This window comes from Streptomyces sp. NBC_01454, assembly GCF_036227565.1.
GTDB lineage: Bacteria > Actinomycetota > Actinomycetes > Streptomycetales > Streptomycetaceae > Streptomyces.
This window is the reverse complement of sequence record NZ_CP109460.1, coordinates 2,910,072-2,934,107: the sequence shown is the minus strand read 5'-3', so window position 1 is coordinate 2,934,107 and position 24,036 is coordinate 2,910,072. Positions and strand designations below refer to the sequence as shown.

Below are 24,036 nucleotides of genomic sequence, written 5' to 3'. Positions count from 1 at the left end.
CGCCAGCGTCGGGGGTTTCGTGCGTCGGCGCGGGTAACGTCGTGCCCGTCAGGTTGTGGCGTGCGGGAGGGGAAGAGGAAGGCACATGTCCAGATTGCCTCAGTGGGTCGGTGGCCTCGGCGCCGGTCTGACACGGCTCTCGCAGCGGATGGAGCAGCAGCGCCGCCGTGCGGAGGCCATGGGGGTCCCCCCTGGCGGGAGCTTGTCGGACTCCTTGGGGGACGCCGACGACCCGGAAGAGCTGAGGCGTGCCGGGCAGGCGGACGCCCCCGCGGCCGACGGCCCGGCGGACACCTCGGCGGTGCGCGACGGCGCGTTGGGCACGCTCACCGTGCCCCGTACGCACCTGCCGGAAGCGACGGACGGGGTGCCGCACCCCGCGACCGAGCTCGCACCGTCGTCCCTGCCGCCCGCGCCGCCGGAGACCGTTCCCCCGCCGCCCTCCTACGCCCCGGCCGTCGCGGCGCCTCCCGATCCGGTCGACGCGGTGCCGTGGGGCGTACGGGTCGCCGCCGAGGCGGGCTGGCGGCTGCTGGTGCTGGCCGCCACCCTCTGGGTGCTGGCGCGGGTCATCACCACCATCGAACTGGTCGTGCTGGCCTTCATCGCGGCGGCGCTGATCACCGCGCTGCTGCAGCCCACGGTGGCCTGGCTGCGCCAGCGCGGGCTGCCGCGCGGGCCGGCCACCGCGCTGACCTTCATCGGCGGGTTCGTCATCATGGGCCTGGTCGGATGGTTTGTGGTCTGGCAGGTCCAGGACAACATCGACTCGGTGTCCAGCCGCATCCAGGAGGGCATCACCGAGCTCAAGGGCTGGCTGCTGAAGAGCCCGTTCCATGTGACCGAGTCCCAGATCAACCACATCGCCAAGAATCTCCAGGACGCGATCGGCGCCAACACCGAGGCGATCACCTCGGCCGGCCTGGAGGGCGTCACCGTCGTCCTGGAGGTGTTCACCGGCATCCTGCTGGCGATGTTCACCACGCTCTTCCTGCTCTACGACGGCCGCCGGATCTGGAACTGGCTGCTCAAGCTGGTCCCGAGCGCGGCCCGGGAGGGCGTGGCGGGCGCCGGGCCGCGGGCCTGGCGGACGCTGACCGCCTATGTGCGCGGCACGGTCGTCGTCGCCCTGATCGACGCCATCTTCATCGGCATCGGCCTCTACTTCCTCAATGTGCCGCTGGCCGTGCCGCTGGCCGTCTTCATCTTCCTGTTCGCGTTCATCCCGCTGATCGGCGCGGTGGTCTCGGGGGCGCTGGCGTGTGTGATCGCCCTGGTCGCGAACGGGGTGTTCACGGCGCTGATGGTGCTGGCGGTCGTGCTGGCCGTCCAGCAGATCGAGGGCCATGTCCTGCAGCCGTTCATCCTGGGCCGGGCGGTGCGGGTCCATCCGCTGGCGGTGATCCTCTCGGTCGCCGCGGGCGGGCTGATCGCGGGCATCGGCGGTGCGGTCGTCGCGGTCCCGCTGGTGGCGGTCACCAACACGGTGGTCGGCTACCTCCGTTCCTACTCCAGGGAGCAGGCGCTGCGGATGTCGGTGGCCCCGCGCGGCGCCACGGCGCTGGCCCTCGCCCCGACCCCGCCGCCGGCGCCCGCGCCGCAACCCTCCGGGGAGGAGCGGGAGTAGCCCGCCGCGCAACAGCGACAGAGCGCACAGAACCCCGCAGACCTGACGTCTGCGGGGTTCTGCGCTGCGTGAGTCGCGCCGGCCGGAGTTACTCGGCGAGCGCGGCCTCGGCGTCGAGGGTGGCGCCGACGGCCTGCAGGACGGACGCGATCTTCACGGCCTCCTGGATCGTCTCGCGGTCCACACCGGCCTTGCGGAGCACCTGCTCGTGCGAGTCCAGGCACATACCGCAGCCGTTGATGGCCGAGACGGCCAGCGACCACAGCTCGAAGTCGACCTTGTCCACGCCCGGGTTGCCGATGACGTTCATCCGCAGACCGGCGCGCAGGTTGCCGTACTCCGGGTCCGACAGCAGGTGTCGGGTCCGGTAGAAGACGTTGTTCATCGCCATGATGGCGGCCGCCGACTTGGCGGCGGCGTACGCCTCGGCGGAGAGGTTCGCCTTCGCCTCCGGCTCCAGCTCGCGCAGCACCTTCGGCGAGCGCGAAGCGATCGCGCAGGCCAGCACGGTGCCCCACAGCTGCTGCTGCGGAAGGTCGCTGTTGCCGATGACCGAGCCGAGGTTCAGCTTCAGGTCCTTGGCGTAGTCCGGTACGGCGGACTTCAGTTCGTCGAGAGCCATGTCAGATCAGCCTCCAGTTCGCTAGCGGAGTGTCACTCGCCCGAGAGCAGCGCGACCGGGTCGAGGGTCTCGTCGCCCTTGGACCAGTTGCAGGGGCACAGCTCGTCGGTCTGCAGCGCGTCGAGGACCCGGAGGACCTCCTTGGGGTTACGGCCGACGGAACCGGCGGTCACCATGGTGAACTGGATCTCGTTGTTCTGGTCGACGATGAAGACGGCGCGCTGCGCGAAGCCGTCCTCGCCCTCGATGCCCAGGTCGCGCATGAGCTCGTGCTTGGAGTCGGCGAGCATGGGGAAGGGCAGGTCGGTCAGGTCCGGGTGGTCCTTGCGCCAGGCGTGGTGCACGAACTCGGAGTCGCCGGAGAAGCCGAGGACCTGGGCGTCACGGTCGGCGAACTCGTCGTTCAGCTTGCCGAAGGCGGCGATCTCGGTGGGGCACACGAAGGTGAAGTCCTTGGGCCACGCAAAGACGATCTTCCACTTGCCCTCGTAGGTCTTGTGGTTGATCTGCTCGAACTCCTGGCCCTGCTCCAGCGAAACGCAGGCGGTCAGGTCGAACTCGGGGAACTTGTCACCGACAGTGAGCACGTACTCTCCTTGTTGCGCAGAAATTCCCTTTTGGGGTCTTTCCTCGAGGCTTGGACGGGTCTCACAGTGCCACAGGAGGCATTGATCAGTGAAATAGCTAGACTGGTTGATGTTGATCGGAGGTGGTTATCAGTGGCGACATCGGTGAGTGGGGGCGGCCGGCCCCGCCAGCCCAGCCTGGCCCAGCTGCGGGCGTTCGCGGCGGTGGCCGAGCATCTGCATTTCCGCGAGGCGGCGGCCGAGATCGGGATGAGCCAGCCCGCGCTGTCCGGGGCGGTCTCCGCGCTGGAGGAGACCCTCGGGGTGCAGCTGCTGGAGCGTACGACGCGCAAGGTGCTGTTGTCGCCCGCGGGGGAGCGGGTGGCCGCGCGGGCCCGTACGGTCCTGGAGGCCGTCGGGGATCTGCTGGAGGAGGCGGAGGCGGCCCGCGCGCCGTTCACCGGGGTGCTGCGGCTCGGCGTCATCCCGACCGTCGCGCCGTATCTGCTGCCGGCCGTGCTGCGGCTGGTCCATGACACCTATCCCGATCTGGACCTCCAGGTGCACGAGGAGCAGACCGCCTCCCTCCTGGAGGGCCTGGCCCAGGGGCGGCTCGACCTGCTGCTGCTCGCCGTCCCCCTCGGCGTGCCCCAGGTCACCGAACTCCCGCTCTTCGACGAGGACTTCGTCCTGGTCGCCCCCAAGGAGCACTGGCTCGGCGGCCGCGGCGACATCCCGCGCCAGGCCCTGAAGGAGCTGGATCTGCTGCTGCTCGACGAGGGGCACTGTCTGCGCGACCAGGCCCTGGACATCTGCCGGGAGGCCGGCCGGGACGAGAACACCCCCGTGACGACCAGCGCGGCGGGCCTGTCCACGCTGGTGCAGCTGGTGGCCGGCGGCCTCGGGGTGACCCTGCTGCCGCGCACCGCGCTGCGGGTCGAGACCGGCCGCAACGACCAGCTCACCACCGGGTACTTCGCGGATCCGGCACCGTCGCGGACCGTCGCGCTGGCCATGCGGACGGGCGGGGCGCGCCAGGAGGAGTTCGGGGAGTTCGCCCGGGCGCTGCGGGGCGCGCTGCGCGGCCTGCCGGTGCGGATAGCGAAGGACTGAGCGCCCCGTTCCTCACGCCGCCGCGGGGCGGGTGTACGTCAAGAAGGCCGCGCCGCTCTGCAGGAGGGTGTGCTCGGTCAGCTCCCAGGTGCGCGGGTCGAAGGCGGTGTCGGGGGAGAAGAGCGGGATGCCGCGGCCGACGGTGAGCGGGCTCAGCTTGAGGAGCAGCTGGTCGATCTCCGGGTAGAGCACGCCGGCGAGTTCGCTGCCGCCCAGCAGCCAGATGTCCTTGCCGGGCTCGGCCTTGAGCGCGCGGACCGTCGCCACCGGGTCGTCGGCGACCAGTTCCACCGCCGGGTCCGGGCTCTGGGTCATGGTGCGGGAGAAGACGAGGTGCCGCAGATGGGGGTAGGCGTCGGTGAGGCCGGCCTTGAGGCCGATCTCATAGGTGCGCCGGCCCTCCAGGACGGTGTCGAAGCGGATGTTGTCCGCGCTGACGCCGAGCGCCGACCGGGCGTGGACGGGCAGGATCTCCGGGAGTTCGGTGGCCAGGTGCCCGACGTAGTCCTCGGGGATCGGCCAGAAGCCGTCCGGGCCGGTGGGGTCCGCGCCGTCGGGCCCGGCGATGAAGCCGTCGAGCGTGGACGCGATGCAGTAGACGAGCCTGCGCATGAAGTGTCCCCCTGGGGCAGTTGGTTGGCACTGCGGTGGCGGAATGATCTCGCAGTTTCACTCCGTACGCAGCCCATCCGGGCGCATCAGCCGCCACAGCGCCGGCAGGCTCAGTGCCGTCACGAGGAGGATCACGGCGCCGCCGGTGCCGGTCATCGCGGCGACCACCGGCCAGTCCACCGTCACCGTGTGGTCGATCATCGTCAGCAGCAGCGTCCCCAGGGCCAGCCCGCAGCCCAGCGCCAGGCCCAGACCGAGCACCACCGGGACGGCGGTCTGCCACAGCACCGACCGGCCCAGGGTGGCCCGGCGGGTGCCGTACGCATCGAGGACGGACAGCAGCCGGCGGCGCTCGTGGAGCTGCTCGACGGTGGAGATGATCAGGCCCGAGCCGATCAGCAGCAGCGTGACGACGGCGCCGGCGAACAGTCCCGCGCGGATGCTGGAGAACTGCGCGTCATGCGGATTGTCGACCGCGGAGAACTCGTGCATCGTCGGGTCGATACGGGCGGCGGTGTTGCGCAGGTGCTCCACCGCGTCCGCGGTGCCCCGGTCGAAGTCGACCGTGAAGTCCGTGGTGGGGGTGTCGAGTGCGCCGATGTCGAGCGCGGACGGGGTGGCCAGCACGTCGGGGACGATGCGGCCGGAGCTGCGCCCGGGCGAGAGCAGCGAGACCGTGCGGGCGCTGCGGGGGACCGTCCACGGGTGCGGCCGCACGCGCTCGTGCGCCCCAGCCGGCGCCCACTCGTCCGCGTCCGCCGGCGGGTGGAGGTCGAGGGGCGCGCCGGGCGGGACGGTGGCTTCGCGGCCGGTGGCGGTGACGAACACCTCGCCGTCGTGGCAGGAGTCCAGCCGGGCCAGGGCGCGCAGTTCGGCGCAGCTGCCGACGGCGATCGGGGTGCGGGCGGCGGCCGCCGGGTCCCCGCCCGTGCCGGACGGCGGGCCGGCCAGGGCGTCGACGGTGCCGCGGGCCGCGGTCACCCCCGGGGTGGCGCGCAGCGCGGTGAGCGCCCGCTGGGTCTGCGGCCAGTCCCGGGCGTTGCCCCACAGGCCGATCCGCGGCAGCTTGCCGGACTCCGCGTACGCCTGGGCGTAGCCGGCCTGCATCCCGGTCATCAGCATGTGGATCGCGATGGCGCCGGCCACCGCGACGGTGATCCCGCTGACCGCGCGGGTCGCCGAGGCGCTGCTCAGCTGGAGGCGGCGGACGGCGAGTTGCCAGGACACCGGGCCGCGATGCAGCCGGCCGACCACCGCCTGCACCAGCCAGGGCAGCAGCGCGGTGACACCCCACAGCAGCAGCATCGACCCGGCCGCGAGCCGGGCGGTGTTCCACGGGGTGTCGGTCCACGGCCGTTCCCCGGCCAGCGGCACCAGCAGCAGGGCGCCCGCGGCCGGCAGCGCCACCCGCCACCACAGCCGGCGGCGCACCGGCGGGCGGCGGCGGACCACGCCCAGGGGTTCGACGGTGACGCCGCGCTGGGCGAACAGCGTCACCACGACCGCCGCCGCCGGCACCAGCACGGCGATCAGTGCCGCGGCGAGCGGGCCGGGCGTCACGTCCGAGGGGAAGACGTTGATGTCCCACAGCGTGACCACCGGGGCGAGCTGCCGCCCGGCCAGGAACAGCGCCCCGCCGGCCACCAGCCCCAGCAGCGCACCGAACAGCGCCTCACCGGAGGCGATCCGGCGGGTGGTGCGGACATCGGCGCCCACCAGCCGGAGCGCGGCCAGCCGGCGTTCCCGGCGCTCGTTGCCGAACCGCACGGAGGTGCCGATGAAGACCAGCACCGGCGTCAGCAGCGCCACACACGTCATGATCACCAGGAGCACGGCGGACGCCGGCATCGGCGGCGGGCCCGAGTCCTCGCCGAAGTGGTCGATGCGGTAGCCGTCGGCCGGGGCGAGGGCGGCGGGGCGGGCGACGTAGGTGAGTTCGCCGGGGCCGAGCAGGCCGGCGTCGCCGATGGTGCCGGCCACCGTGTAGTCCAGCCGCGGGCGCAGCAAGGCGCCCTCGGGGGAGTCCAGCAGCTTCTCGAGCGCGGGGGAGACCAGCATCCGGCCGGGGGCGGGGAGCCGGTCGATCCCGGGCGGTACGGGGGGATGCGCGCCGTCCGGGCGCACCAGCCGGCCGCGGACGGGGGTGCCGTGGAAGACGGTGTCCGCCGTGGCGTAGCGCAGGGTGTCGTCGCCGGCGCGGGGCGGGTGGGCCTGGCCCACGTTCTCGCGGGCCTTCTCCCGGCCGTGCCAGGAGTCCAGCACGCCCGGCACGGACGCGCCGAGCAGCAGCACGGCCACGCCCAGGGCGACCCCGGCGGCCGTCAGCGCGGTACGGACCCAGCCCTCGCGGCCGCTGCCGGCCGCGAACCGCATCCCCATCGCGAGGTCGCGCGCCCACCGGGCGGGGCCGGCGGGCGCGCGCGGCGGGCTCATCGCAGGCCCGCCGGCATGTCCTTCACCGTGCCGTCGCGGACAACGATCTCCCGGTCGGAGTAGGCGGCGACCCGAGCCTCGTGGGTGACCAGGACGACCGCGGCGTTGGTGTCCCGGGCGGCGCCGGTCAGCAGGCCCAGGACGCGTTCGCCGTTGAGCGAGTCCAGGGCGCCGGTGGGCTCGTCCGCGAAGAGGACCCGCGGGCCGGTGACGAGCGCGCGGGCGACCGCGATCCGCTGGCCCTGGCCGCCGGATATCTCACCGGGCCGCTGGTCCGCCGCCCCGTCCACCTCCAGCCGCTCCAGCCACTCGCGGGCCTGCCGCTCGGCCTCCTTGCGCCGGGTGCCGTTCAGCCGCAGCGGCAGCGCGACGTTCTCCAGTCCGGTCAACTCCGGTACCAGCTGGCCGAACTGGAAGACGAAGCCGAAGTCGCTGCGGCGCAGCGCGCTGCGCCGGGCGTCGCTGAGCGCGGTCAGCTCGTGCGGGCCGTAGCGGACGGTGCCGGCGTCCGGGCTGATGATGCCGGCCAGGCAGTGCAGCAGGGTCGATTTGCCGGAGCCGGAGGGGCCCATGACGGCGACGACCTCGCCGGGGTGGACGGAGAACTCCGCGCCGTCGAGCGCCGGGGTCGCCCCGTAGGTCTTGTACAGCCCCTCCGCCGCGAGGAGGGATCCCTCCGGCGTCATCCGCGGACCGTCTCCGCGAGCTTTTCCAGCCGGGCGGCGGTCAGTTCCAGCCAGCGCAGGTCGGCGTCGAGGTGGAACAGCGCATGGTCACAGATCAGCTGGTCGGCGAGGTCGCCGGTGCGCTTGCGCTCGGTCAGTCCGCGCATCAGCCGCAGATGCTCGGCGCGCTGGGAGTCCAGGAGTTCGGCGGCGTCGCGCCCGGTCAGCAGCGCCAGGACGACCTTGGTGTAGAGCGTCGACTGGAGGTAGGGCTCGGGCTTCTCCGGGCGGGCCAGCCACTGGGCGACATCGGTGATCCCGGCGTCCGTGATCGCGTACCGCTTGCGCTCCGGACCGGCGCCCGCCTCCACGCCGTCCACCTCGACCAGACCGTTCTTCAGCAGCCGGGACATGGTGGCGTAGACCTGCCCGTAGTGGAGCGGCCGGTCCTGGCCGAAGTGTGCGTCGAAGGCCCGCTTGAGGTCGTAGCCGTGGCGGGGACCGGACTCCAAAAGGCCCAGCAGCGTATGACCGATTGACATGCTGGCCAGCTTACGCGGCGGTGTGCCGCCCGTGTATACACGGGCGGTATACGGCCCTCGCCGGCCGCCTAACCGTCGCCCGGCTCCTTGGGCGGACGCCCCCGCCGGGGGATCGTCCCCGCTCCCCGGGGCAGCCGCCCCGCCTCCGACAGCGCCTTGCGCAGCAGGAATTCGATCTGCGCGTTGGCGCTGCGCAACTCGTCGCCGGCCCATCGCGTCAGCGCGTCATGAATCAGCGGGTCCAGCCGCAGCAGTACCTGCTTGCGCTGCTGCGGCCGTCGCGCGGGAGACGGCTCGCCCGCGACGCCGGGCTCCTCGGGGGTGCCGGTGCTCATGCCGCGACCTCGCTTCCCCCGGCCGCACCGGCCGGCGCGCGCCGTGGTGCGGCCGCCCCCCGGCCCGGCGCCGGGGGGAGGGGCACGCCGTGCTCGCTCACTGGTAGAGGGAGCCCGTGTTCAGGACCGGCTGGGCGGCCCGGTCGCCGCACAGCACCACCATCAGATTGCTGACCATGGCCGCCTTCCGCTCCTCGTCCAGTTCGACGATGCCCTGCCGGCTGATCCGGTCCAGCGCCTGCTCGACCATGCCGACCGCACCCTCGACGATCTGCTGCCGGGCCGCGACCACCGCGCCGGCCTGCTGCCGCTGGAGCATCGCGGAGGCGATCTCGGGGGCGTAGGCGAGGTGGCTGAAGCGGGACTCGATGATCCGTACGCCGGCGGCCTGGACCCGGACCGTCAGCTCCAGGGCGAGCTTCTCGGTGATCTCCTCGGCGTTGCCGCGCAGCGACAGGGCGTCCTCGTCGTGTGCGTCATAGGGGTACTCGATGGCGATGTGCCGCACGGCCGCCTCGGTCTGGGTGGCCACGAACTCCAGGAAGTCGTCGACCTCGAAGAGCGCCTGGGCGGTGTCCTCGACCTGCCAGACCACGATCGAGGCCAGCTCGATCGGGTTGCCGTAGGCGTCGTTGACCTTCAGGACCGCGGTCTCGTGGTTGCGCACCCGGGTGGAGATCTTCCGGGCGGTGGTCAGCGGGTTGACCCAGCGCAGCCCGTCGGTGCGGATGGTGCCGGCGTAGCGCCCGAAGAGCTGGATGACCCGGGCCTCGCCGGGCGCGACCATCTTCACGCCGGTCATGCAGAAGAGCGAGCCGAGCAGTATCAGGACACCGGCGATGACCGTCGGCGCGGCGGCCGCGTCGTGGCCGCCGGAGCCGAGCACCCCGCCGACGGAGATCGCGGCGATGCCCAGCGCGACGCCGACCACGGTCAGCAGCAGGGCGACGCCGCCCGGGATGCTGTGCGCCGGGACCTCGCGGACCTGCGGCCTGGGCATCTCGGGAGCGTCGACGGCGAGCTCGCCGTCGGGGCCGGTGGTGCGGCCGGCCGGTGTCTGATCGGACATGAGGATCCCCGTTTCTGCGGATGCGGTACGTGATGTCCGCCGCATCAAGCGATGTCACTGGTCTAGCAAAGTGCTAGCACTTTAGCCCCTGAGCTGCCCGGGTGTCCAGAGGCTGCAGGGAGCCCGACTGACGGCAAGTCCCCAGGTGAGAGACGTGCGACGCAGAACACCCACCCGACGGTTCCGTCTGTCCCAGTGCTGTTTGTCACGTCAGGAAAAGCCTTGATCGATGAGTATTTGTGAAGAGATGCGGTGTTAGCTTCAACAGCTGAATTAGCTGGGGGCGGAACGACTGGAGTTGCTGAAGCGATGGGCCGAGCGGAAGCGAGACGGGCGCGGCAGGGGAGCGCCCGCCGCGCCAAACGTACGGAGAAGAAGTCCGGCATACGCCGCCTCTTCACCTGGAAGAAGATCCTCGGAGCCTTTCTCGGGGTGTGCCTGCTGGGCATCCTCGGCTTCGTCGGGCTGTACCTGTACGTGGACGTGCCGTCCGACGGCAACGCGGACGCCAAGCTCCAGAGCAACGTCTACAAGTACTCCGACGGCAAGGTCATGGCGCGCGTGGGCCGTCTCAACCGTGAGAACGTCCCGCTCAACCGCATACCCAAGGACGTCCAGCGCAGCTTCGTCGCCGCCGAGAACAAGACCTTCTACCAGGACTCCGGCGTCGACCTGAAGGGCACCCTGCGCGGCATCTTCAACACGCTGCGGGGACAGGGCAAGCAGGGCGGCTCGACCATCACCCAGCAGTACGTCAAGAACTACTACCTGAGCCAGGAGCAGACGGTCAGCCGCAAGCTCCAGGAGATCGTCATCTCGCTCAAGGTGGACAACAAGCTGGGCAAGGACAAGATCCTCGCCGGCTACATCAACACCAGCTACTACGGGCGCGGCGCCTACGGCATCCAGGCCGCGGCCCAGGCGTACTACCGCAAGGACGTCGACAAGCTCACCGTCGCGGAGGGCGCCTACCTCGCCTCGCTGCTCCAGGCGCCGAACCAGTACGACTGGACGCTGGCGAGCGATGCCGGCAAGAAGCGGGTCAAGGAGCGCTGGGCGTACACCCTCGACAACATGGTCGAGATGCACTGGCTCGCGCCGCAGGACCGCGCCAAGCAGAAGTTCGAGATACCCAAGGACCCCAAGCCGCTGCCCGGACTCAGCGGCCAGGCCAGCTACCTCGTGACCGAGGCGAAGAAGGAGCTCTTCGCCCAGGGCGTCGACGAGAAGCAGTTCGAGGCCGGCGGCTGGACGGTCACCCTCGGCATCGACCGCAAGAAGCAGAAGGAACTGGAGCAGGCCGTCCAGCGCAAGCTCACCGACGACCTGAACCCCAAGTCCCGCAAGGTCGACGCGGACGCCCAGCTCGGCGCCACCTCGGTCGACCCCAAGACCGGCCACATCGTGGCGATGTACGGCGGCGCGGGCTACCCGAAGCACTACACGAACAACGCCACCCGCGCCGACTACCAGCCGGCGTCGACGTTCAAGCCGTTGATCCTCGCCTCCGCGATGGAGAACAACGCGGTGACCCAGAGCGGCGTGCCGATCACCCCCAACACCGTGTACGACGGCCACAACCGCCGTCCGGTCGTCGGTGGCGACATCCCCTTCGCGCCGCCCAACGAGGACGAGGCGCAGTACGGCAACATCTCCGTCCAGACGGCGACCAACAACTCCGTCAACGCCGTCTTCGCGCAGATGGGCCAGGACGCCGGCCTGGACAAGGTCAAGGAGACCGCGGTCAGCCTGGGCCTGGACGGCTCCCGGATAGACGTCAAGCCGGCCATGACACTGGGCACCATGGGCGCCAGCCCGCTCCAGATGGCCGGGGCCTACGCCACCCTCGACAACCACGGCAAGAAGGTCACCCCGACACTGGTCACCGAGGCCACCCACAGCGTCAACGGCGCGGAGACCAAGCTCCCGCTCAAGAAGCCGGTCGGCGACCAGGTGCTGTCGCGGAAGACCGCCGACACCCTCACCTCCGTGCTGACGGGCGTGGTCAACGACGGCACCGCCTCGCAGGCCGTGAAGAACACCGCCTACAGCGCGGCCGGCAAGACCGGCACCTCCGACGACAACAAGTCGGCCTGGTTCGTGGGCTACACGCCCAAGCTGGTCACGGCGGTCGGCATGTTCGGTGAGTCGCCCAAGGGCGGCGCACAGGTCACCCTCAAGGGCACCGGCGGCGGCGGCCGCGTCAACGGCGGCGGCTACCCGGCCCGGGTGTGGGCGGACTACACCGAGGCCGCGCTGAACGGCAGCTCCGGCCCGGCCTTCGACCTGGAGACGACCTTCGGTGCCGGGGTGGCTCCGACGCCGACCCCGACGCCGAGCGCCACCCCGTCGACCAGCCCCTCGCCGAGCGACAAGCCGAGCAAGTCGCCCTCGCCCACCCCGTCGAAGCCGAGCGGACCGGCGAGCCCCTCCCACAGCGGACGCCCCTCGGGCGGCCCGTCCACCCCGACCGGCGGCACCAGCTCGGGCCCCCCGAACGGCGGGACGCAGGGCGGTGACGCCGGCGGCGACACCGCGGGCACCGGCACCGCGGGCACGGGCGGGAACAAACCCAACAGCCTGACCGGCTTCAACTAGCCCGGCAGGCAAGCGGAACGAGGGGCGTCCGGACCACCGGGCGCCCCTCGCCCGTCTGTGGCGGGGCCGGCGGACGGTCAACCGTCGAGACGGACGGCGTTCCTGGCCCGCTCCAGGGACTCCTCGGTGGCCCCCCGGCCCGGATTCTCCGTGGCGAGCGCCTGGTTGAGGGCGACGAACGGGCGCAGCCGCTCCTCGTAGCGGCGCAGCGCGGTGCGGTGGTCACCCGCCGCCGCGCCCAGCTCGTCGGCCAGGACATAGGCACCCACCAGGGCCGGGCCGGTGCCCTGCCCGGACAGCGGCGACGGGCAGTATCCGGCGTCCCGACCAGCACCACCCTGCCGTCCGACCAGCGGTCCAGGTGTATCTGGGCCATCGCGTCGAAGAAGAAGCCGGACGCCTGCCACATCGCCTTCAGCAGCCGCGGGGTGTCACCGCCCAGCGCGGCCATCCGCTCGGCGAGCACCGCCTTGTGCCGTGCGGTGTCGCGGTGGTCGAGCGCGAGCGGCTCCGAGGTGAAGCCGAGGGTGACGCGCAACTCGGTGCGACGCGCACGCCGCCCCCCCCGGACACGGTGAGGCGCCCGGAGCCTCCACGCTCCGGGCGCCTGCCCCGCCCTGGCGGGCCGTGGCCGCTGCGGTGCTCAGCCGCCGTTGAACTTCTTGACGATCCGGTCGCCGAGGTTCTTGTCGATATTGCGCCAGTACTGGAACGCGCGCTCCAGGACCGGCTTGGTGACGTCCTCGGAGAGGTGACCGGCGACGTTGTTCACCAGCCGGTCGCGGGCCGCGTCGTCGAGGACCTGGCGGACCATCGTGCCGGGCTGGACGAAGTCGTCGTCGTCCCGCCGCGGCCGGGTGGCCTCGCGCACCATCTCGCCCGCCGTCGCCCAGCCCGCCGGGTCGCCGTACTGCCCGGTGTCCGCCGCCGGCCCGCCGTAGGAGTTGGGGGCGTACGGCCGCGCCACCCGGGCCGGCTCGTAGCGCATCGCGCCGTCCTTGGCGTACGAGTGGACGGGGACGTGCGGCCGGTTGGGCGGCAGCTGCAGATAGTTCGGACCGATGCGGTACCGGTGGGTGTCCGGGTAGGAGAACAGCCGGCCCAGCAGCATCTTGTCGGGGGACGGGCCGATGCCCGGCACCATGTTGGACGGCTCGAAGGCCGCCTGCTCGATGTGGATGAAGTAATCTTCCGGGTTTCTGTTGAGCGTCATCCGCCCGACCTCGATCAGCGGGTAGTCGCCGTGCGGCCACACCTTGGTCAGGTCGAACGGGTTGAAGCGGTAGTCCGGCGCGTCGTCGAACGGCATGACCTGGACGTAGAGCGTCCACGACGGGGCGTCGCCGGTGTCGATGGCGCGGTAGAGATCGCGGCGGTGGTAGTCGGCGTCCTCGCCGGCGATCCGGTCCGCGTCCTCCTGGGTGAGGAAGTCGATGCCCTGGTCCGTCTTGAAGTGGTACTTGATCCAGAACTTCTCGCCGCCGGCATTGATCCACATATAGGTGTGGGAGCCGTAGCCGTTCATGTGGCGGTAGGTCTTCGGGATGCCGCGGTCGCCCATCAGCCAGGTGACCTGGTGGGCCGACTCCGGCGACAGCGTCCAGAAGTCCCACTGCATGTCGTGGTCGCGCAGTCCGCTGCCCGGCTGGCGCTTCTGGGAGCGGATGAAGTCCTGGAACTTGATCGTGTCACGGACGAAGAAGACCGGGGTGTTGTTGCCGACCAGGTCGTAGTTGCCGTACTCGGTGTAGAACTTCAGCGCGAAGCCGCGGGGGTCGCGCCAGGTGTCGGGGGAGCCCTGTTCGCCGGCGACGGTCGAGAAGCGGGCCAGCATCTCGGTCGTCTTGCCGGGCTGGAAGAGATCCGCCTTGGTGAACTGGCTGACGTCGTTGGTGACCTCGAAGGTGCCGTACGCGCCGCTGCCCTTGGCGTGCACCACCCGCTCGGGGACCCGTTCACGGTTGAACTGGGCCATCTTCTCGATCAGGTAGTGGTCCTGGAGCAGGATCGGGCCGTCCGGACCCACGGTCAGCGAATGCTCGTCGCTCTCGACCGGAATGCCGGCGTTGTTCGTGGTGTGCGGGACGTGGTGCGCGGAGCTGGTCATGGAGGAGCGCCTCCTGGGTCGACGACTGGGAGTAGAGGGTCGGTCAGTCCCGAATTGGGTCAGTCAGTCCCTTAACGCCCACCCAAGCAGTCAACTCCCCGGACGGCATGTCGGCAAGAGTTGGACCCCGTCCGGTCTCAGACGGGGTCCAAAATGTGGGACACGGGCCGGGCGCCCGCGGGGGCGTCAGCGCTGCTGCGCCCCCGGCGGCATGCTCAGCTCGAACCAGACGACCTTTCCCATGCTCAGACGGGTCGCACCCCAGCGCCGCGCCATCCGGTTGACGAGGTAGAGGCCCCGCCCGCCCTCGTCCGACGGCCGGGCCTGGCGCAGCCGCGGCAGCTGCGGGACGTCGTCCCCGACCTCACAGCGCAGTACGTCCGTTCGCAGCAACCGCAGCGTGATCGGCCGCTCCGCATACCGCACCGCGTTGGTCACCACCTCGCTGACCAGCAGCTCCAGCTGGTCGGTCAGCTCGTCCAGGCCCCAGCGCGCCAGCGCCCGGCGGGCCAGCCGGCGGGCCTGCCCGGCCGTCTGCGCCTTCGGATCCAGATACCAGTACGCGACATCGCTCGGCGCGATCCCGTCGAAGCGGGCCGCCAGCAGCGCGATGTCGTCGTCGCGGTCGCCGGGGCCGAGCATGTCGAGCACCTCGTCGCACATCGGCTCCAGCGGCGGCGGATGGGGACCCGTCAGCCGGGCCGTCTCCGCCAGCCGCTCCCGCAGCTGCTCGATGCCGGTCCACACGTCCCGGATCCGCGACTCGACCAGACCGTCCGTGTAGAGGACCAGCGTGGCGCCCGCCGGGGCGTCCAGCTCCACCGCCTCGAAGTCCACCCCGCCGACGCCGATCGGCGCGCCCGACGGCACCCGCAGCACCTCGGCGCGCCCGCCGCGGTGCAGCATCACCGGCGGCGGATGGCCGGCGTTGGCGATGGTGATCCGGTGCGCGACCGGGTCGTAGACCACGTACATGCACGTCGCCATGCGGTCCGTGCCCAGCCGCTGGGCCTGCTCGTCGAGGTGGTGCAGCACCTCCTGCGGCGGCAGGTCCAGCCCCGCCAGGGTCTGCGCGGTGGTGCGCAGCTGACCCATGATCGCGGCCGAGGTCATCGAGTGCCCCATGACATCGCCGACGACCAGCGCCACCCGGCTGCCCGGCAGCGGGATCGCGTCGTACCAGTCGCCGCCGACCCGGGCGGTCTCGGCGGCCGGCAGATAGCGGCTGGCCAGCCGGACCCCGGTCGGCTGCGGCAGCGAGTCCGGCAGCATCGTGCGCTGCAGGGCGTCGGCGATGTACGCCTCGCGGCCGTAGAGCACCGCCTTGTCCACACCCAGCGCGGTGTGCGTCGCCAGCTGCGCCGCCACCAGCAGATCGTCCGGCTCGAACGCGGGCCGGTCCGGGCGGCGCAGGAACACCGCCGCACCGATCACCCGCCGGCGGCCGCGCAGCGGCGCCAGGATCACCCGGTGGCCGCCGGGCAGCCGCGGGTCCGGCCCCAGCAGCTCCGGCAGCGCCGTCCGCGCCGCCTGGGCCTCGCCGAACAGCGGCCGTACGCCCCGCAGCACCTCGGCCAGCGGGCCGCCGGGCTGCACCTCGGCCAGCTCCGCCGCGCTGCCGCCCATCGCCGGTCCCAGATCGGGCTGGGCCGGCAGCATCGGCAGCCGCCCGCCGTTGGTGTCCGGCTCCTCCGGAATCCGGTCGGTCCGGCGCAGCCGCAGCACCACCGGGCCGGTCGGGCGCTCGTCGCCCACCGGCAGCGGATCCCGCAGATAGACGAGGATCGCGTCGGCGAACGTCGGGACCGTCGCCCGGCACAGGCCGAGCACGATCTCGTCGAGGTCTATGCCGCGGGCGATCCGCCGGGTCGCGGCGCCGATGAACCGCAGCCGGTCACCGCCCGCCTGCCGGGCCGCCGCGACCTCACCGCTCTCGCCCGGATGCGCCGAGCGGGCCGGCGGCGGTCCCGCCGGTCCGGGGGCCGCGGTCCCGGACTCGGCTGCCGCCCGCGACACCTCGGCGTGCGGCGGCGACTGCTCCGGCACCGTCCCGCCCGGCTCGCCGTCGCGCGGCCACGGCCGCCCGCCGCCGTCCGGACCGCCGCCCTCACGAGGCCGCCCGATGCCCTCGCCGCCGTGCCGTGGATGCGGCTCGTGCTGCGGCTCCTCAGCCGGCCCGGGCGTCTCGGCGCGGCCCATCGCGCCCCGCGCCACCCGCTGCCCGGCCCGGGTCGCCTCCCGGCCCCCGTCCGCCGCGCCGCCCGGCCGTCCGCTCGCCGACATCGGCACCTCCCCGTACGCGTCGCCATACGCCTCCCCGTACGGGATCGAGGCGTCCGGTGCGACGGCCCGGCCGCCGCGATGACCGGTGGTGTGCTCGCCGGCACGCCCACCGGTGTGGCCGGCGGCGCCGTCCGCGTCCGCCGAAGGGTCCCGCCGTGCCGCGCCGTGGTCCGCGGCCGGTTCGTCGTCGAAGCGGCCGCCCGGCGTGCCCGCCGAGGCCGTGACGGCGGCACCGGCGAGGCCTATGTCGTCACCGCCGCGCACCGCGAACCCGCCGCCGGGCACCGGGGCGAACCCCGGCGCGGCCGGCTGCTGCAGGGCGCTGCGCGGGTCGGGCACGGCGCCGAGTGGCGCCGTGCCGGCCGGCCCGCGGGCAGGGGACAGCGAAGGCGCGGCGGCCGGGGCCGGCTGCCGCGGTTCGTGGGAGGTGGGGTGCTCCGTCACGCGTGGGATTCCATCCGTCCGGGGCTGTGCGCCAAACGCGCCGCGTTACGGGCGTGCCGCTTGTGCGGCCGCGCCCGGCGCGCTGCGTCTCAGGCGCGTCGCAGGTGCAGAAAGAGCTGGATCTCGGGTGGTACGTCCGTACTCGCCGGGGCGTATGCGTAGGCGTCTTCCCCGACGACGTCGAAACCCGCGTCGTGCACGACCCGGCGCAGGTCGTCCCGCAGGTAACCCGATACCCGGATCGAGTTGCCCAGGAACGGAATCGTGAAGTCGTCCACATCCGCCTCGACCATAGACAGGGCCAGCAGCCCCTCGGGGCGTAGCAGATCATGCAGCAGGCCCAGTGCGTAAGGGATTTCGGCACGGGGCAGCATCAGAAGCGAGAAATAGGCCGCGACACCGTCGAAGGAGCCGGGGCCGCCGAGCCGGCCGCCGCGCAGGTCGGCGATGTCCAGCCGGTGGAATTCGGCGCCCGGGACGTGCTCCCGGGCCAGTGTGACCATCGAGGGGGAGAGATCGATACCCACGACGCGGTGGCCGGCCGCCATGAGCTGACGGGCGGTCGGCAGGCCCGTGCCGCATCCCAGATCCAGGATGCGTGAGCCGGCTGGCAGCGCCTCGGACAGCCAGGCGCCGGAGGCGAGCTGGCCCTCCTTGTGCGGGAAGGCGTCGTCGTATCTGTCGCCGATCGCGTCGAACGCCTCGGCCTGGCCGGCCCGGTCCAGTGCTAACCGGTTCAGGCCCTCGTATCCGTCGTAGCTCGTCGCGCTCACGTCCTCGCCCCTCCTGCGACCGCGGTCAAGTTCGTTTTCCAGTTCTGGAGTTGCGCCTGTGCAGTCTTGCGGAGGACGATCCTACGTTTGAAGGCCGGGGGCGCAGCAAGGGGGCTCGGCCCCGCTCCGCGCCCCGCGTGGAACAGCTTTGCCCATAGGCGCACCTTTCCATGGTTCGCCCCCTTCACTCCCGTCGTTTCACTTCACTCCCTTACGACCGCAAACGATCCGGCGCGCGGTCCCACTCCTCGGGGAGCGGCGGAATCCGCCAGGACGGATCGGGCCGCCAGTCCTCCCAGCCGTCGGCGTACGGCCCGCGCCAGGCCGTGATCTGCGCGATCGCGGCCCGGCCGGCCGATCTGACCTCGGCGGCCTGAGCGTCCGTCATCAGCCCGTCCCGCTGCGCCTGGGTGAACTCGTCCTCGTCCCGCCACTCCCAGTGCCGGTCGGGATAGACACAGATGTCGAGGAAGTGGTCCTCGGAGTCAATGCCGCCCGACCAACGGTGGCGCGGCTCCTCCAGATTGACGTACCAGTTCTTGAACTGCCAGCCGCGCTCCCAGAACAGCCACACCGACCAGGGGTCGCCGGGCCGGGCCAGCTTCAGCACGCCGGTACCGAACCACTGGTCGCGGGTGGTGCGGCGGGGTTTGGTGTAGCGGGTGGACAGCGGCTCGCGGTGCACCGGGGTGCCGTCGGCGAGCACCGGCTTGATGCACGCGGTACCGGGCGCCATCCACACCGCCAGCAGCTCCTCGGTGTCCTGCACGACGGTCATCGGACGGCAGATGTGGAACCGGCCGGCGTCGGCGTTGTCGCGATAACGCCACAGGACGTGGTCCCCCGGCGCCCAGCGCCGCGCGTGCGCCGTATCGTCCGCCGCCCGCCGCGCCCGGGGCGTCCCGCATCCGCCCTCCGTCGTGTCCACCGTGTCCGCTGTCATGCGCAGATCTTAGAGGCGCCGTATGACGCGCGCCGTGACCTGAGCCGCACCTTGCGTGACGGACGGGTAACGTGTGCCGTTACGTCTGTGCCGGCCGGGTCATCCGCAGGACGTCCAGCGCCTCGTCCAGCTGTTCCTCGCTCAGCAGTCCCCGCTCGACGTAGCCGCCCTCCAGGACCACCTGACGGATGGTCTTCCGCTCGGCCAGGGACGCCTTGGCGACCTTGGCGGCCTCCTCGTAGCCCAGGTACCGGTTCAGCGGGGTGACGACCGAGGGCGACGACTCGGCGTATTCACGGGCCCGTTCGGTGTGCGCGGTGATGCCGTCGACGGTCCGGTCCGCGAGCAGCCGCGAGACATTGGCCAGCAGCCGCACCGACTCCAGCACATTCTTCGCGATCACCGGCAGCATCACATTCAGCTCGAAGTTGCCGGCCGCCCCGGCCGCCGCCACCGTCGCGTCATTGCCGGTGACCTGCGCCGCGACCATCAACACCGCCTCGGGGACGACCGGGTTGACCTTTCCCGGCATGATCGACGAGCCCGGCTGGAGATCCGGCAGCGCGATCTCCGCGAGCCCGGTCCGCGGGCCGGACGCCATCCACCGCAGATCGTTGGCGATCTTCGTCAGCCCGACCCCGATCGTCCGCAGCTGCCCGCTGGTCTCCACGATCCCGTCGCGCGCCCCCTGCGCCTCGAAGTGGTCGCGCGCCTCGGTCAGCGGCAGCCCCGTCACCCGCGCCACCTCGGCGATCACCGCCGCCGGGAAGCCGGGCGGGGTGTTGATGCCGGTGCCCACCGCCGTGCCGCCCAGCGGCAGTTCGGCCAGCCGCGGCAGCGAGGCCCGCAGCCGCTCGACGCCGTACCGCACCTGGGCCGCGTAGCCGCCGAACTCCTGGCCCAGCGTCACCGGCGTGGCGTCCATCAGATGCGTCCGCCCCGACTTCACGACCTCGGCGAACTCCTCCGCCTTGCGCTCCAGCGCCTCCGCGAGATGCTCCAGCGCCGGAATCAGGTCGTTCAGCACCGCCGAGGTCGCCGCGATGTGGATCGAGGACGGGAAGACATCGTTGGACGACTGGCTGGCGTTGACGTGGTCGTTCGGGTGCACCTCGCGGCCCAGCCGCTCGCTCGCCAGCGTCGCGATGACCTCGTTGGTGTTCATGTTCGACGAGGTCCCGGACCCGGTCTGGAACACATCGACGGGGAAGTGGTCGTCCCACTGCCCCGTGGCGACGGCCGCGGCCGCCTCCTGGACGGCCTGGGCGATGTCCTTGTCCAGGACGCCCAGCTCGCCGTTGACCAGGGCGGCGGCACCCTTGATCCGGGCCAGCGCCTCGATGTGCGCCCGCTCCAGCCGCTGCCCGGAGACCGGGAAGTTCTCCACCGCCCGCTGAGTCTGCGCCCGCCACTTGGCGTGCGCGGGCACCCGCACCTCGCCCATGGAGTCGTGCTCGGTCCGGAAGTCGTCGGAGTCGCCGAATGCGCTGTTGTCACTCATACCTATGTCAGTGCCCGGGAACGGCGATCTGTTCCCGGGCACCCCCGGATGTCACCTGGCTGCGGGGTGGCCGCCTTTCAGCCCGGATATGAAGGCGGTCCAGGCCCGGTCGGGGATGAGCAGGGCGGGGCCGTGGGGGTTCTTGCTGTCACGGACGGGGACGAGGCCGGGGATGTGGTCGGCTACCTCGACGCATACGCCTCCGTCGTTGTTGCTGTAGCTGCTCTTGCGCCAGACGGCAGTACTCAGGTCAGGGGCGGCTCGCATGGCGTCCAGTCCTCCATTGCCACTCGGATCATCGCCTCGGAGTCGCGGGGCGAGAGGGCCATGGCCCTGAGCAGATCGTAGTTCTGCCGGCGGGTTGCCACGTCGCTCTGATTTTCGATGATGGTGCCGGAGTGGCTGCCTTCTTCATAAGCCGTCAGGGCCTGGTGGGGCAGCGTGTAGAGCATGAGCGAGCCGCCGGCCTCGGCGTGCCCGCCGGCTGCGAACGGCAGTACCTGGATGGTGACATGCGGCTTCATCCCCGTCTTGATCAGGCATGCCAGCTGTTGGCGCATCACCTTTCCTTCGCCGACGGGGCGGCGTAACACCGCTTCGTCGAGAATGAACCAGCAGCGTGGCGGTTTGGGCCTCTCCAGCAAAGCCTGCCGATCCATTCGGGCCTGCACCAGGTCTTCCACCTCGGTGTCCGAGGCGTAGGGGTTTCCGAAGCGCAATGACTCCTCGGCAAGCTCCCGGGTCTGGAGAAGACCAGGGATGGTGGCGCACGCGTACTCCTCAATGACCGCGGCCCTGCTCTCGATCTCGCTGATGACACGGCGGTATTTGCCCGGGAAGGGCTCCTTCTTCGCGAGGGTATGCAATCGGGCGAAGAGTTCGCCGGTGCCGAAGCACACGTCCAGCTTCGCTGGCAGGTCGTCGTACGGCAGTGACTCGGCCGCCTCGATGCGGGCGAGTTGGGACTTGCTGTAGTTCACCACCTCTGAAAGACGTCTCAGTGACATCCCTGCCCTCTGTCGGTGGCGGCGCAGCTCTGCGCCGAAGAGGTCACGTACGGAGCGATCCGGGGTGAGTTCTCGCGCCTCGAAGGTCATTGGCCTGTCCCTCCCTGTCCCGAACGTGATCCGGGACAGCAACCCTCTGTTGATCGTAGCCAGCTCAGAGCAACCATGAGGGCACAGAAGGTAATTACCCCGGCGACCGCCACAACGGCCCCGGGGCATGGCCAACGCTTAATCCACAAGGAGCGTCAACATGGTGGAGCTTATTGCCCGTTGCCTCGCCCGGGTGCGGGCTTTACTCATTCCGCAGGCGTCGGGGCGGCACCGGGCCGTCGCCTCCTCGGCACGCCACTGCCCGGTGACGGTCCGCACGGTCCTCGTACGGCCATGGAACCCGCCACCGCTGCCAGGGCGGGCGCACCGCCGCAGGCCCCCCGAACCAAGGGTGGACGGCGACCGCTCGCCCCTGGTCCGCCCGTACTACGCCGCGTACGAGCGCCGCCCGCAGCCCGCCGAGGTGGTCTGGTGAGTGCCGCATCCACGCCGCCGGGCCAGCCGCCCCGGAAATCGCTGATGACGATGCGGGTCTACCGGACCACCCGGGACGGAGCCGTGACGGAGGAGCGGGTGCCGCTGTACGTCCTGGCGGGGGACAGGTGGGACATCTTCGGGCTCTCGCAGGCTTGGCCGCCCTGCGCATGTCCGCGCCACCGTGACTGCCGCTGAAGGGTCAGGGCTCGATGACTCCCGCGTGGGCGGACGAGGGCAGCAGGGTGCCCGTGCCGGCGAACTTGGCGTCGTAGCCGCCGTTGAGGAGGATCAGCGTCAGGGTGAGGGTCTCGTTCAGCCGGGCGGTTCCCTGGGCGTCGGTGGTGGCGGTGCCCAGGACGTGGCTGCCGGTGCTGAAGGTGATGGTCTGGCCGGGGACGGGGAGGCCGTTGACCAGGCTCGCGCTCTATCCCGCGGGACGTCTCGCCGGGAGGCAGCAACAGAGCCCCCGGCGAAACGCCAGGGGCTCTGCAGGGTCCTGCGGGCAGGTCAGCTTCCCGGGCGGACCGGGATGCTGGTGAACGTGGGAGCCGGGGCCGGGTCCTGGAAGAAGTCGTTGCCCTTGTCGTCGACGACGATGAAGGCCGGGAAGTTCTCGACCTCGATCTTCCAGACCGCTTCCATGCCCAGCTCCTCGTACTCCAGGACCTCGACCTTCTTGATGCAGTCCTGGGCGAGCCGGGCGGCCGGGCCGCCGATGGAGCCGAGGTAGAAGCCGCCGTGCGCGTGGCAGGCGTCGGTGACCTGCTGGGAGCGGTTGCCCTTGGCCAGCATCACCTTGGAGCCGCCGGCCGCCTGGAACTGCTCGACGTAGGCGTCCATCCGGCCGGCCGTGGTCGGGCCGAAGGAGCCGGAGGCGTAGCCCTCGGGGGTCTTCGCCGGGCCCGCGTAGTAGACGGGGTGGTTCTTGAGGTACTCCGGCATCCCCTCGCCGGCGTCCAGGCGTTCCTTGATCTTCGCGTGGGCGATGTCGCGGGCGACGACCAGGGTGCCGGTGAGGGACAGACGGGTCTTGACGGGGTGCCTGGTCAGCTCGGCGAGGACCTCGTCCATCGGGCGGTTGAGGTCGATCGCGACCGCGTCGAGGTCGGGACCCGCGCCCTCGGTCAGCTCCTCGTGCGTCGTCTCCGGCAGGAAGCGCGCCGGGTCGGTCTCCAGCTGCTCCAGGAAGACGCCCTCGGCGGTGATCTTCGCGACGGCCTGGCGGTCGGCGGAGCAGGACACCGCGATGGCGACCGGGCAGGACGCGCCGTGGCGGGGGAGGCGGACCACGCGGACGTCGTGGCAGAAGTACTTGCCGCCGAACTGGGCGCCGATGCCGATCTTCTGCGTCAGCTCGAAGACCTTGCTCTCCAGCTCCTTGTCGCGGAAGCCGTGGCCGGTGGGCGAGCCCTCGGCGGGCAGCTCGTCGAGGTAGTGCGCGGAGGCGTACTTGGCGGTCTTCATCGCGTACTCGGCCGAGGTGCCGCCGACGACGATCGCGAGGTGGTACGGCGGGCAGGCCGCGGTGCCCAGCGAACGGATCTTCTGCTCCAGGAACTTCATCATGGAGGCCTCGTTGAGGACCGCCTTGGTCTCCTGGAAGAGGAAGGACTTGTTGGCGCTGCCGCCGCCCTTGGCCATGAAGAGGAACTTGTAGGCGCCGCCGTCGGTCGCGTACAGCTCGATCTGCGCCGGGAGGTTGGAGCCGGTGTTCTTCTCGTCCCACATCGTCAGCGGGGCCATCTGCGAGTACCGCAGGTTCAGCTGGGTGTAGGCGTCGTAGATGCCGCGGGAGAGGGCCTCCTCGTCGCCGCCGTGGGTCAGGACCTGCTGGCCGCGCTTGCCCATCACGATGGCGGTGCCGGTGTCCTGGCACATGGGCAGCACGCCCGCGGCGGCGATGTTGGCGTTCTTCAGCAGGTCGAGCGCGACGAAGCGGTCGTTGGCGCTGGCCTCGGGGTCGTCCAGGATCGTGCGGAGCTGGGCGAGGTGGGCCGGGCGCAGATAGTGCGAAATGTCGTGCATCGCCTCGGCGGCCAGCTTGCGCAGCGCCTCCGGCTCGACCTTGAGGAACGTCCGGCCGTCGGCCTCGAAGGTGCTCACGCCCTCCGCGGTGACGAGGCGGTACGGGGTGGTGTCCTCACCTACGGGGAGAAGGTCGGTGTAGGCGAATTCCGGCATTGAAGGTCATTCCTTACTCGGAGAGGTCCGGCTGGCATCTACGGCAGCGCTTGAACAGCGTAGAACCCTGGCGGCCCGGCACGGCTG

22 protein-coding genes are annotated in these 24,036 nt (G+C 71.4%); 5 read left to right on the top strand and 17 right to left on the bottom strand.

The annotated features are described in order from the left end of the window. The first annotated feature begins 85 nt into the window (after positions 1 to 85). Positions 86 to 1,627: an AI-2E family transporter gene (locus tag OIU81_RS12665; RefSeq protein ID WP_329146890.1), complete on the top strand. Its 1,542-nt coding sequence runs from the start codon at positions 86 to 88 to the stop codon at positions 1,625 to 1,627. Between the two features lie 88 nt (positions 1,628 to 1,715). Here OIU81_RS12665 and OIU81_RS12660 read toward each other — a convergent pair whose 3' ends face one another. Beyond that, a complete protein-coding gene (locus tag OIU81_RS12660; protein WP_086718421.1) occupies positions 1,716 to 2,249 on the bottom strand; it encodes an alkyl hydroperoxide reductase in 534 nt (177 codons plus the stop codon). A 32-nt stretch (positions 2,250 to 2,281) separates the two neighbouring features. Continuing rightward, the gene (locus tag OIU81_RS12655) at positions 2,282 to 2,836 is read right to left on the bottom strand and encodes a peroxiredoxin (RefSeq protein WP_030084285.1); all 555 of its coding nucleotides are present in this window, start codon (positions 2,834 to 2,836) and stop codon (positions 2,282 to 2,284) included. 132 nt (positions 2,837 to 2,968) lie between these two features. Between OIU81_RS12655 and OIU81_RS12650 the strand changes: the two genes are divergently transcribed. Next, positions 2,969 to 3,928, top strand: coding sequence for a hydrogen peroxide-inducible genes activator (locus tag OIU81_RS12650; protein ID WP_329146885.1), 960 nt, complete (start codon positions 2,969 to 2,971; stop codon positions 3,926 to 3,928). Between the two features lie 12 nt (positions 3,929 to 3,940). Here the strand turns inward: OIU81_RS12650 and OIU81_RS12645 are convergent, their stop codons facing one another. The 6 genes from OIU81_RS12645 to OIU81_RS12620 form a co-directional block, all read right to left on the bottom strand. Further along, a complete protein-coding gene (locus tag OIU81_RS12645) occupies positions 3,941 to 4,540 on the bottom strand; it encodes a dihydrofolate reductase family protein (protein ID WP_329146884.1) in 600 nt (199 codons plus the stop codon). 57 nt (positions 4,541 to 4,597) lie between these two features. Then, positions 4,598 to 6,973, bottom strand: coding sequence for an FtsX-like permease family protein (locus OIU81_RS12640; RefSeq protein ID WP_329146882.1), 2,376 nt, complete (start codon positions 6,971 to 6,973; stop codon positions 4,598 to 4,600). Beyond that, complete coding sequence (locus OIU81_RS12635) at positions 6,970 to 7,659, bottom strand: ABC transporter ATP-binding protein (protein WP_329146880.1); 690 nt, start codon at positions 7,657 to 7,659, stop codon at positions 6,970 to 6,972. The genes OIU81_RS12640 and OIU81_RS12635 overlap by 4 nt, the downstream gene beginning before the upstream one ends. Next, the gene (locus OIU81_RS12630; protein ID WP_329146878.1) at positions 7,656 to 8,180 is read right to left on the bottom strand and encodes a PadR family transcriptional regulator; all 525 of its coding nucleotides are present in this window, start codon (positions 8,178 to 8,180) and stop codon (positions 7,656 to 7,658) included. Before OIU81_RS12630 ends, OIU81_RS12635 begins: the two co-directional genes overlap by 4 nt. Positions 8,181 to 8,248: 68 nt before the next feature. After that, positions 8,249 to 8,515 (bottom strand): hypothetical protein, encoded by a 267-nt coding sequence (locus tag OIU81_RS12625; RefSeq protein ID WP_329146875.1) that lies wholly within the window; start codon positions 8,513 to 8,515, stop codon positions 8,249 to 8,251. Positions 8,516 to 8,612: 97 nt separating this feature from the next. Continuing rightward, on the bottom strand, positions 8,613 to 9,584 hold the full coding sequence (locus tag OIU81_RS12620; protein WP_329146873.1) for an SPFH domain-containing protein: 972 nt from the start codon (positions 9,582 to 9,584) through the stop codon (positions 8,613 to 8,615). Between the two features lie 309 nt (positions 9,585 to 9,893). Between OIU81_RS12620 and OIU81_RS12615 the strand changes: the two genes are divergently transcribed. Next, a complete protein-coding gene (locus OIU81_RS12615; RefSeq protein ID WP_329146872.1) occupies positions 9,894 to 12,182 on the top strand; it encodes a transglycosylase domain-containing protein in 2,289 nt (762 codons plus the stop codon). Positions 12,183 to 12,259: 77 nt separating this feature from the next. Here the strand turns inward: OIU81_RS12615 and OIU81_RS42325 are convergent, their stop codons facing one another. The 8 genes from OIU81_RS42325 to OIU81_RS12575 all read right to left on the bottom strand — a co-directional run bounded on the left by OIU81_RS42325 (position 12,260) and on the right by OIU81_RS12575 (position 21,330). Continuing rightward, positions 12,260 to 12,451 carry a hypothetical protein gene (locus tag OIU81_RS42325; RefSeq protein ID WP_443073977.1) on the bottom strand — a complete coding sequence of 64 codons (192 nt, stop codon included), beginning with the start codon at positions 12,449 to 12,451 and terminating at the stop codon, positions 12,260 to 12,262. 374 nt (positions 12,452 to 12,825) lie between these two features. Continuing rightward, on the bottom strand, positions 12,826 to 14,289 hold the full coding sequence (locus OIU81_RS12605; protein ID WP_329146870.1) for a catalase: 1,464 nt from the start codon (positions 14,287 to 14,289) through the stop codon (positions 12,826 to 12,828). Between the two features lie 186 nt (positions 14,290 to 14,475). Continuing rightward, a complete protein-coding gene (locus OIU81_RS12600) occupies positions 14,476 to 16,488 on the bottom strand; it encodes an ATP-binding SpoIIE family protein phosphatase (RefSeq protein WP_329155085.1) in 2,013 nt (670 codons plus the stop codon). Positions 16,489 to 17,105: 617 nt separating this feature from the next. Then, positions 17,106 to 17,789 (bottom strand): class I SAM-dependent DNA methyltransferase, encoded by a 684-nt coding sequence (locus OIU81_RS12595; RefSeq protein WP_329146868.1) that lies wholly within the window; start codon positions 17,787 to 17,789, stop codon positions 17,106 to 17,108. A gap of 211 nt (positions 17,790 to 18,000) precedes the next feature. Further along, positions 18,001 to 18,732 (bottom strand): cytidylyl-2-hydroxypropylphosphonate hydrolase, encoded by a 732-nt coding sequence (gene fomD / locus OIU81_RS12590; RefSeq protein ID WP_329146865.1) that lies wholly within the window; start codon positions 18,730 to 18,732, stop codon positions 18,001 to 18,003. A 79-nt stretch (positions 18,733 to 18,811) separates the two neighbouring features. Further along, the gene (locus OIU81_RS12585; RefSeq protein WP_329146864.1) at positions 18,812 to 20,233 is read right to left on the bottom strand and encodes a class II fumarate hydratase; all 1,422 of its coding nucleotides are present in this window, start codon (positions 20,231 to 20,233) and stop codon (positions 18,812 to 18,814) included. 51 nt (positions 20,234 to 20,284) lie between these two features. Continuing rightward, positions 20,285 to 20,500: a DUF397 domain-containing protein gene (locus tag OIU81_RS12580; protein WP_329146862.1), complete on the bottom strand. Its 216-nt coding sequence runs from the start codon at positions 20,498 to 20,500 to the stop codon at positions 20,285 to 20,287. Next, positions 20,479 to 21,330 carry a helix-turn-helix domain-containing protein gene (locus OIU81_RS12575; protein ID WP_329146860.1) on the bottom strand — a complete coding sequence of 284 codons (852 nt, stop codon included), beginning with the start codon at positions 21,328 to 21,330 and terminating at the stop codon, positions 20,479 to 20,481. The genes OIU81_RS12580 and OIU81_RS12575 overlap by 22 nt, the downstream gene beginning before the upstream one ends. Positions 21,331 to 21,490: 160 nt before the next feature. Between OIU81_RS12575 and OIU81_RS12570 the strand changes: the two genes are divergently transcribed. Together OIU81_RS12570 and OIU81_RS12565 are read left to right on the top strand one after the other, a co-directional pair. Continuing rightward, complete coding sequence (locus tag OIU81_RS12570; protein WP_329146858.1) at positions 21,491 to 21,766, top strand: hypothetical protein; 276 nt, start codon at positions 21,491 to 21,493, stop codon at positions 21,764 to 21,766. Beyond that, positions 21,763 to 21,963 carry a hypothetical protein gene (locus OIU81_RS12565; protein ID WP_329146856.1) on the top strand — a complete coding sequence of 67 codons (201 nt, stop codon included), beginning with the start codon at positions 21,763 to 21,765 and terminating at the stop codon, positions 21,961 to 21,963. The genes OIU81_RS12570 and OIU81_RS12565 overlap by 4 nt, the downstream gene beginning before the upstream one ends. Positions 21,964 to 22,275: 312 nt before the next feature. Here OIU81_RS12565 and OIU81_RS12560 read toward each other — a convergent pair whose 3' ends face one another. Then, positions 22,276 to 23,949 (bottom strand): fumarate hydratase, encoded by a 1,674-nt coding sequence (locus OIU81_RS12560; protein WP_329146854.1) that lies wholly within the window; start codon positions 23,947 to 23,949, stop codon positions 22,276 to 22,278. Positions 23,950 to 24,036 lie beyond the last annotated feature (87 nt).